The sequence below is a fragment of the Microcoleus pseudofavosus SVA1_A4 genome (assembly GCF_036700565.1).
Lineage (GTDB): Bacteria > Cyanobacteriota > Cyanobacteriia > Cyanobacteriales > Microcoleaceae > Microcoleus.
On the sequence record NZ_JAUBPE010000141.1, the window covers coordinates 1 to 7567 of the forward strand.

The following is a 7567-nucleotide window of genomic DNA, read 5'->3' on the forward strand; positions in this document are numbered from 1 at the left end:
TGCCCAACAATAGCTCAAAACCTCTGCCCTAGTATTTCTGAGTATTTATACTCATCGCAAAAGTGACACGCTCCCTGTCAATAACAGCTTTTCCGGCCTGTTTCACAATGTATGAGTTTCCTGGTGGAATAAAGCCAAAAACCCGTTGCAAACAGCTTGTTGAGCATGGTGTCAAGATATCAATTTAAACCAGGGTGCGATCGACCTTTCAACTCCCAACCAGTCAATTTTGCTAAAATATCTCTCAAATCTCAAACCGAACCGGCGCGCATCTGTTACAATTTGAAATAGAGCCTGAACTCACCTGCCTAGAGATACAACCCCTCGACTTAAGTCGTGAAAATCAAAAAAATTAGATATTTAGTTTAAGCTCCCAGATTCATCTGTAGAGTCAATTCTTTAATCTAAAATCGAGTGTGGAGTCAATTCTAAAATCTAAAATCTAAAATCTAAAATCTAAAATCTAAAATCGACTGATGGAAACCCTGCAAACCCAACTTTACGAACTCGCACAATTTGCTAATAATTTAGTGAATACTCAACTGACGCACCTCAGTTTAATCAGCGTCGGAGTCATCTTTCTGGCGGGGTTGCTAACGAGCTTGACGCCCTGTATGCTTTCAATGTTGCCGATCACGATCGGCTACATCGGCGGATACGAAGCGAAAAGCCGCCCGCAAGCAGCAGCCCAGTCGGCGTGGTTTTCCCTGGGATTGGCCACCACCCTTGCGGGTTTGGGCATTGTAGCATCATTTGCAGGACAAGTTTACGGCAAAATTGGTCTGGGTTTGCCGATCGTTGTCAGCATTATCGCTATTTTAATGGGGCTGAATTTATTGGAAGCTTTACCCTTGCAAATGCCGTCTTTCGACGCTGTAGGGTGGGTGCCGAAAGATTTGCCTGCCGGTGTGCGATCGTACTTATTGGGATTAACTTTTGGTTTAGTAGCGTCTCCGTGCAGCACGCCAGTTTTAGCTACACTCTTAGCTTGGGTTTCCAAAACCGGAGATACAGTTTTAGGTGGTGTGTTGCTGCTGTTTTACGCTGCTGGCTACGTCGCTCCGCTAATTATAGCAGGTACTTTTACCGCCAGCATTAAAAAGTTGTTAGAATTGCGTCGATGGTCGAGTTGGATTACGCCAGTCAGCGGCGTTTTATTAGTAGGATTTGGCGTTTTCTCCCTGCTTTCCCGGATACTTCCGGCGTAAGTTTCGTAGTAAGGAATTCAGTCCTTATTTAGAGATATAGCACTCACTACGGAATACGTGAATTAAGTTTTTTTACGAAACGCGAATACGGTAAGAACACGAAAAAAGAAAGAAATAAAAGAGAAAGAATTCAAAATTGATTGAGAATGGCTAGTTAAAATAATAATATTTTCTTCATTTTTTGTTTTTCCCTCCTCTTTCTTCCTTCTCCATTCTTCCTTCTTCCTTCTTCCTTCTTCCTTCTTCCTTCTTCCTTCATAATTACCCATGACATCAAAAGAAGTATTTCTATCTAAACTATCCGACTGGGCGACTGCTCCTCAAAGGTTTTTTAAGCGAGAAGTCTTGCCCGTGCTCGCAGATTTGCGGCTGGCAATTATCTTGCTGCTGACGATCGCATTTTTCAGCATTTCCGGCACAGTCATCGAACAAGGCCAATCAGTACCCTTTTACCAATCTAACTATCCAGAACACCCCGCTTTGTTCGGCTTCCTAACTTGGAAAGTTGTGCTCATTGCAGGACTAGACCACGTATACCGCACTTGGTGGTTTTTGTCAATCCTAATTTTGTTCGGCAGCAGCTTGACAGCTTGTACATTTACCCGACAATTTCCCGCATTAAAAGCCGCCCGTCGCTGGAAATTTTATGAAGAACCGAAGCAGTTTGAAAAATTAGCTCTCAGTGCGGAATTAGAAACAGTTGCTTTAAGTTCATTAGAACCACTTTTGCAGCAAAAAAACTACCGCATATTTCGAGAAGGCGAAAAAGTTTATGCTCGCAAAGGCATAATTGGTAAAATTGGGCCGATTATTGTTCACGCCAGTATGCTAATTATTTTAGCTGGGTCGATGTGGGGCGCGATGACGGGATTTCTCGGTCAAGAAATGGTTCCCAGCGGCGAAACATTTCAGGTGCAGAATATCATGGATGCGGGGCCTTGGGCCGGGCCGCAAATACCGAAGGATTGGTCGATGCGAGTCAATCGGTTCTGGATCGATTATAGTCCGAGCGGTGCGATCGACCAATTTTACTCTGACCTGTCAGTTTTGGACAAAACAGGCCAAGAGGTCGATCGTAAAACCATTCACGTTAACGAGCCGCTGAGATACCGGGGAGTCACATTTTATCAAGCAGATTGGGCAATAGCCGCCGTGCGAGTTCGCCTCAACAAAAGCCCGGTTTTGCAACTGCCAATGGCTCAGTTAGACACCCAAGGTAAAGGCCGAATTTGGGGTGCTTGGATTCCGACTAAACCAGATTTGAGCGCGGGAGTTTCTCTGCTAGCAAAAGACTTGCAAGGAACGATGTTAGTGTACGGTACGGATGGCAAATTGTTAACTACAGTTCGCGTCGGCACAGCGGTGGAAGTTAACGGAGTGATGCTGGCCATTGACGAAGTTGTAGGCAGCACGGGACTGCAAATTAAAGCCGATCCGGGAATTCCGCTCGTCTATACTGGCTTTGGGTTGCTGATGATTAGCGTGCTGATGAGCTATCTGTCTCACTCGCAGATTTGGGCTTTGGAAAAAAACGGCAAGCTTTATGTGGGCGGGCGCACTAATCGCGCTCAGGTGACTTTTGAAAGAGAAGTTGTGGAGATTTTGGATAAGTTGGCTGAATTGAAAACAGCAGAGGGAAAAAGTGCGATTACCGAGACTTCTTTAGCTAATCAAAGCTAACCGTAGGGTGCGCAATGCGCACCTTACACAGGCGAAAAATGGATAATTCAACAGGAAATAAAGGTGATAAAAAGGATTGAATTCAGTCAACACGCCTTACTAAAAATAGAGGTTCTAAAAAGTCGCGGGGTTGCAATATCAACAGATTTGATTTTTGAAACTATTAGAAACCCTAGTAAGTTAGAAGCTAGTGGTGAAGGAAAGTTTATTTGTCAACAGAGATTGAATGGACTTGTCCTAAGAGTGGTTTACCAAGAATATCATGATAAAATTTTAGTAGTTATACCAATTCCGGTTGCATCGGAATTAATATAACCCGAAATCAGGACACGGCAGTGCCGTGTCCCTACAATTAATCTGGAGAAATCAGGACACGGCAGTGCCGTGTCCCTACAATTAATCTGGAGTAGGGAAACGGCACTGCCGTGTCCTCTATATCATTCCGGCGCAGCCGGAATTTATATTACTTGTCCTGGTAAGAGATCAAGATATGAAAAAGATTAGATACAGCCCTGATGTAGATGCTGATCGAAATTTCCGATTGCCCGATCGCTTATGCCGAAGATGAAGGGAACATGATTCTGCACTATTCTAGCAGCGGAGAACTGGTGTTGATTGAAATATTAGATGTCAAACAATTTATCTCCCTAGAATCTCTCTCCGCAGAAATACCGACACGCTAAAGCAGTTTTTCGCCGCTCGAAATCAGCTTATGTCACAAAAATTAGCTCTGAAAATCGGTTTAGTTACAGCCACAATCACAGTCACTAACTTAGTAGATGAAATTTTGCATGAAAGAGGATTTATACCTGCTGAGCAAGTTCGTTCTGTTACCTTAGAGAATGTCATAGTTGATACTGGTGCTACGCGCCTCTGTTTACCCGCACCAATTATCGATCGATTAGGTTTAACACTCGATGAAGAAGTCGAAGTCAAGACAGCAGCCGGAGTCCAAAAAGCACGTTTGTTTAAGAGATTGAGTCTGGCTGTTGAGGGACGAAAAGGAGAGTTTAATTGTATGGAATTGCCAGGTGGTGAAGACTCTTTGTTAGGTTTGATTCCTTTAGAAAGTTTGGGTTTGCAACCAGATATTATCAACCAACGATTAATCGTTTTGCCCGATCGCGGTAGAAATACTTATCACTTGGCTTTGTGAATTTCTGCTTCCCAAGCACAAGCCTGGGAACGCACGTCTCAAGGCTCTGCCTATTACTTCTGGTGCGACACCTCAATCACCGTGTGCACGTTCCCCCTCGGCGAAAAATCGCCCTTCACCGTCGCTTCCAGCGGCGAACAAGCTGCGACAAAATCGTCTAAAATTTGATTGATCGATTCTTCGTGAGAAATGTAGCGATCGCGATAACTGTTAATATACAGCTTCAGCGCTTTTAACTCCACCACCCGTTCGTCCGGCACGTAAGTAACGTGAATTGTCGCAAAATCGGGATAGCCAGAAAACGGACACTTGCAAGTAAACTCCGGTAAAGTAATGTTAACGAAGTAGCGCCGCCCGACTCGCGGATTCGGGAAAGTAATTAACTCCCCTTCCAAAATCTGGCGTTCGCCGTATTTAATTTCCTCGGTGCTTGACTTTTGGGACATACTTTGTTCGGCTGCGTAGTTGTTCATAGCGATCGACTGAGAACTTGTAACATTTAATTAAATTGACTATTAATATCTTTAACAAATATCTTGACGAATTGTGTGGCGATCGATCTAATTGCAAATACTCTCAGGCTACACTTAAAAAAGTTCACCCTCGCCATCTACAATTATGCAAAATACTACCTTATCTGACAATACATCCCCTGAAAACTCAAATAGTTACTCTCCATCGGTACCAATTTCCCTCTATCGAGAAGTCACGGCAGAATTGCAAGCGGCCCAAGCGATGCTCGACTCCCTCAAAACCCACAACCAGCAATTAGTCCAACAAAATCAACAACTGCGGCGAGAAGTAGAAACAGTTGTTCAAGTATCCCAACAGCTACAGCAAGTAGTCAACTCGGCTCAGAGCCTCACCCAGACAGGGATACCTCAAATGCCCTCTGTCAAATTCAATTTCAGCAGCGTTGAACCTCCCCCCCCAGCACCTGCCACCTCGCGGACTAACTCTAGCGTACCTCAACCGCCTCAGACAGTGGCTTTCCCCTTCCCCCTACCGGAACCGGAACCGGAACCCACAGCACCTTCTATACCGGAGCCACTTCCAGAAAAATTATTTACAGAGGTGCCGGAGGTTCCTTACCGCGTGCGCTCTCAACCCAAAAAAGCCTCAGACTTAAGCGGATTGTGGTTGGCCATCGCGATTTTTCTGATTGTGATTGCCGCCTTCGGCGCAGGTTATTTAGTTGTGCGCCCCTTATTGAAGGGGAAGTAAATTGCAACAAGAATCCCACGGCCCGAGCCGTGGGATTTTAAACAAAACCTAGCATAAAATGTTCAAAGTTACGCTAATTGGCCATCATCCTCTGGCGGCACTCGTTTCTGCTAAACGAGGTGCATACTGCTCTTCACAAGCAGAACCTACGATGCCCACCCCGGGCTCGAAACCGCGCGTAAACTCAGTGAGTTTTACCTGTTTAGCTTCCAAAGCTGTCTGTAGCACCTTCATGGCCTTGTGAGGGTCGCCGGCTCCGCAGAAAAATAAGTCTGCAGCAAAATAACCGTGTTCAGGCCAAGTATGGATTGCTATATGAGACTCTGCCAAAGTAGCAGTAGCCGTCACTCCGTGAGGACTAAACTGGTGTACGCACAAATCGATGAGAGTAGCTCCTCCGGCTTCGATCGCATCGAGTATGGCGCGGCGGATACGTTCAGGATCGTTGAGCAGGTCTCCAGGAGACTGCCAAGCATCAGCGACCAGATGGGTTCCCAATTGTTTCATTCTGCGGGGTTTTACCTCTATTGATTTTAAATCTCAAACCTTTTAAGGTTAGCACGGTGTTCAGAAAATTGCAAGTAGGTTTCCGAAAGTAAAGATGAAGATTAGTTGAAGGCTTTGCGATATCGACCGTTAGTATAGTTCTCGAAGAGGATCGAACTCTCGGGTCGCGGGGCACAGATACCCATAGGATCTGAGAAACCGGGTTTTTGCGAAAATACTGCGTTACAGACGACAGATCAAGTAAAAACCCGGTTTCTTGGTCGGAGTGCATAAATCGAGATTGATTTAGGTAAAAGGTTGATCGTCCTTTGGTATTTTTAGGGAAGAGGCTCTACCTCGCTTCCAAAAACCGGATACAGAGTCTGGGAAGAAACAAGGATGTTCGTGCACAGAGGCTGTTATTGCCAAATTTGAATCTCTACAAACTTCTGAAATAGCGGTACTTGAAAACGATAACCTGCCTCAGTCACCTCCAGCACTTCTTTATCCACAAGTCTCTGCCACGAACGACTTTCTGCTACCGACAAAACAGGTTCATCGACCAATTTATGCAAAAACTCTCGTTCGGATTCCGTGAACTCTTGATACCGTTCTCGAAATACAACCCCGCCTCGTTCCAAACTCTTGATAATCACAGCCTGCACGTCCTCTGCTGTTAATTTGCTTTGTTTTTCCCGATTTAACGTGGTATTTTTTCTATTGATTGCATTCAGGCGATCGACAAGTACGCAACACATCAATTGTACATAATAAGGCTGACACCGCGTTAAGTAAATAATTTTGTCGATCGCACATTCTGTATAAATCTCGGGAAAATTAGCAACAGGATTCAGAATTAAATCCCGCGCCTCTGATTCGTGCAAATACGTCATCCGTAAAGATTGCGTATTAATCAAATAATCGCTCCAATACGGATTGAGTTCGTCCAAAGTATGGGAACCGCTGAACAGCAAAATCCAGTTATCGCGGTGCTGTACAATGTAGCGCAAAAAGTTCAAGGGCGATCGGCTTCCGGTATCTGTGACTACTTCTTCCAACCGCCCGAACTCGTCCAGACACAGCAAAAATCGCTTTCCCGGTGCAATACTTTCAATTTGCACAAACCATTTTTGGAGAGCCATAAACGGTTCTATCTTGAGCGATTCTCGGTCAATCGCGGGTAATTGCAAATTGCGGTTGCGCCGCGCCTCTTCGGCGATGGCATCAGCGATAAACTCGGCTAAACCGCTCAAGGTTGTTGTCATTGCTGAACCCTGAAAATCGACTAGCAGCGGTACTAATTCTGAGCCAACTTTTTGAGGTAAAAACTTGAGGGCGGAGGTTTTGCCGGTGCGACGACCTCCATACAGCAACAAAACTGGTGGTTGAGAGGAAACAGCCAAAGACTCGATTTCTCGAAATACATCCAAACGCCCTTTGAAGCGACTGTTAGAATTTTCTGGGTTGAGGGCTGGCCCCGCGACATAAGCTTGCGGGATTTCTGCTGAGTCTAAAGCTGCTTCCTCTAGAGTTTTTCGAGATGTTTCTAAGATACTCAACCAGCGCTGCACAATGCTGCCAAAGCTGGTTGCTAAAGCTGGATTTTTGCCTAAAACCAGACTTTCTCGCAAACGATTGAGTTTAGTCACAGGTGTGGCCAGCATTTCGGATTGAAGGTAGGCAGAACTAGCATTTTCGGCAGCGCGGACATCTTGGCTGATTGCCAAAAATTCAGGTAAGTAGTTAAGCAAAATTAATTACATAATTATCTCCAAATTCTTTAAGAATTCTTTCTACAGATGAAACAAGAGAT

9 protein-coding genes are annotated in these 7567 nt (G+C 45.0%); 6 read left to right on the forward strand and 3 right to left on the reverse strand.

Annotated features, from left to right (window positions below):
* The first annotated feature begins 476 nt into the window (after positions 1–476).
* From QUA02_RS32430 to QUA02_RS32450, 5 genes are all read left to right on the forward strand, one after another.
* Positions 477–1208 (forward strand): cytochrome c biogenesis protein CcdA, encoded by a 732-nt coding sequence (locus QUA02_RS32430; RefSeq protein WP_445305245.1) that lies wholly within the window; start codon positions 477–479, stop codon positions 1206–1208.
* 267 nt (positions 1209–1475) lie between these two features.
* A complete protein-coding gene (locus QUA02_RS32435) occupies positions 1476–2888 on the forward strand; it encodes a cytochrome c biogenesis protein (protein WP_333033831.1) in 1413 nt (470 codons plus the stop codon).
* Positions 2889–2951: 63 nt separating this feature from the next.
* Positions 2952–3203: a DUF4258 domain-containing protein gene (locus tag QUA02_RS32440; RefSeq protein ID WP_333033832.1), complete on the forward strand. Its 252-nt coding sequence runs from the start codon at positions 2952–2954 to the stop codon at positions 3201–3203.
* 206 nt (positions 3204–3409) lie between these two features.
* The gene (locus tag QUA02_RS32445; RefSeq protein ID WP_333033833.1) at positions 3410–3571 is read left to right on the forward strand and encodes a DUF2283 domain-containing protein; all 162 of its coding nucleotides are present in this window, start codon (positions 3410–3412) and stop codon (positions 3569–3571) included.
* Between the two features lie 29 nt (positions 3572–3600).
* Positions 3601–4044: a retroviral-like aspartic protease family protein gene (locus tag QUA02_RS32450; RefSeq protein WP_333033834.1), complete on the forward strand. Its 444-nt coding sequence runs from the start codon at positions 3601–3603 to the stop codon at positions 4042–4044.
* Between the two features lie 53 nt (positions 4045–4097).
* Here the strand turns inward: QUA02_RS32450 and queF are convergent, their stop codons facing one another.
* The gene (gene queF / locus QUA02_RS32455) at positions 4098–4517 is read right to left on the reverse strand and encodes a preQ(1) synthase (RefSeq protein ID WP_333033835.1); all 420 of its coding nucleotides are present in this window, start codon (positions 4515–4517) and stop codon (positions 4098–4100) included.
* A gap of 145 nt (positions 4518–4662) precedes the next feature.
* On the opposite strand from queF, the gene QUA02_RS32460 reads away from it, so the two are divergent.
* Complete coding sequence (locus QUA02_RS32460; protein ID WP_333033836.1) at positions 4663–5268, forward strand: hypothetical protein; 606 nt, start codon at positions 4663–4665, stop codon at positions 5266–5268.
* A gap of 84 nt (positions 5269–5352) precedes the next feature.
* Here QUA02_RS32460 and speD read toward each other — a convergent pair whose 3' ends face one another.
* Positions 5353–5775 (reverse strand): adenosylmethionine decarboxylase, encoded by a 423-nt coding sequence (gene speD / locus QUA02_RS32465; RefSeq protein ID WP_332982819.1) that lies wholly within the window; start codon positions 5773–5775, stop codon positions 5353–5355.
* 398 nt (positions 5776–6173) lie between these two features.
* Complete coding sequence (locus tag QUA02_RS32470; RefSeq protein ID WP_333033837.1) at positions 6174–7505, reverse strand: ATP-binding protein; 1332 nt, start codon at positions 7503–7505, stop codon at positions 6174–6176.
* Positions 7506–7567: the final 62 nt, after the last annotated feature.

Excerpts from the sequence above, each read along its gene's own strand:
- QUA02_RS32460 (WP_333033836.1), top strand. The coding sequence starts at position 4,663 with ATGCAAAATACTACCTTATCTGACAATACATCCCCTGAAAACTCAAAT.
- queF (WP_333033835.1), bottom strand. The coding sequence starts at position 4,517 with ATGAACAACTACGCAGCCGAACAAAGTATGTCCCAAAAGTCAAGCACC.
- QUA02_RS32435 (WP_333033831.1), top strand. The coding sequence starts at position 1,476 with ATGACATCAAAAGAAGTATTTCTATCTAAACTATCCGACTGGGCGACT.
- speD (WP_332982819.1), bottom strand. The coding sequence starts at position 5,775 with ATGAAACAATTGGGAACCCATCTGGTCGCTGATGCTTGGCAGTCTCCT.
- QUA02_RS32430 (WP_445305245.1), top strand. The coding sequence starts at position 477 with ATGGAAACCCTGCAAACCCAACTTTACGAACTCGCACAATTTGCTAAT.
- QUA02_RS32445 (WP_333033833.1), top strand. The coding sequence starts at position 3,410 with ATGCTGATCGAAATTTCCGATTGCCCGATCGCTTATGCCGAAGATGAA.
- QUA02_RS32450 (WP_333033834.1), top strand. The coding sequence starts at position 3,601 with ATGTCACAAAAATTAGCTCTGAAAATCGGTTTAGTTACAGCCACAATC.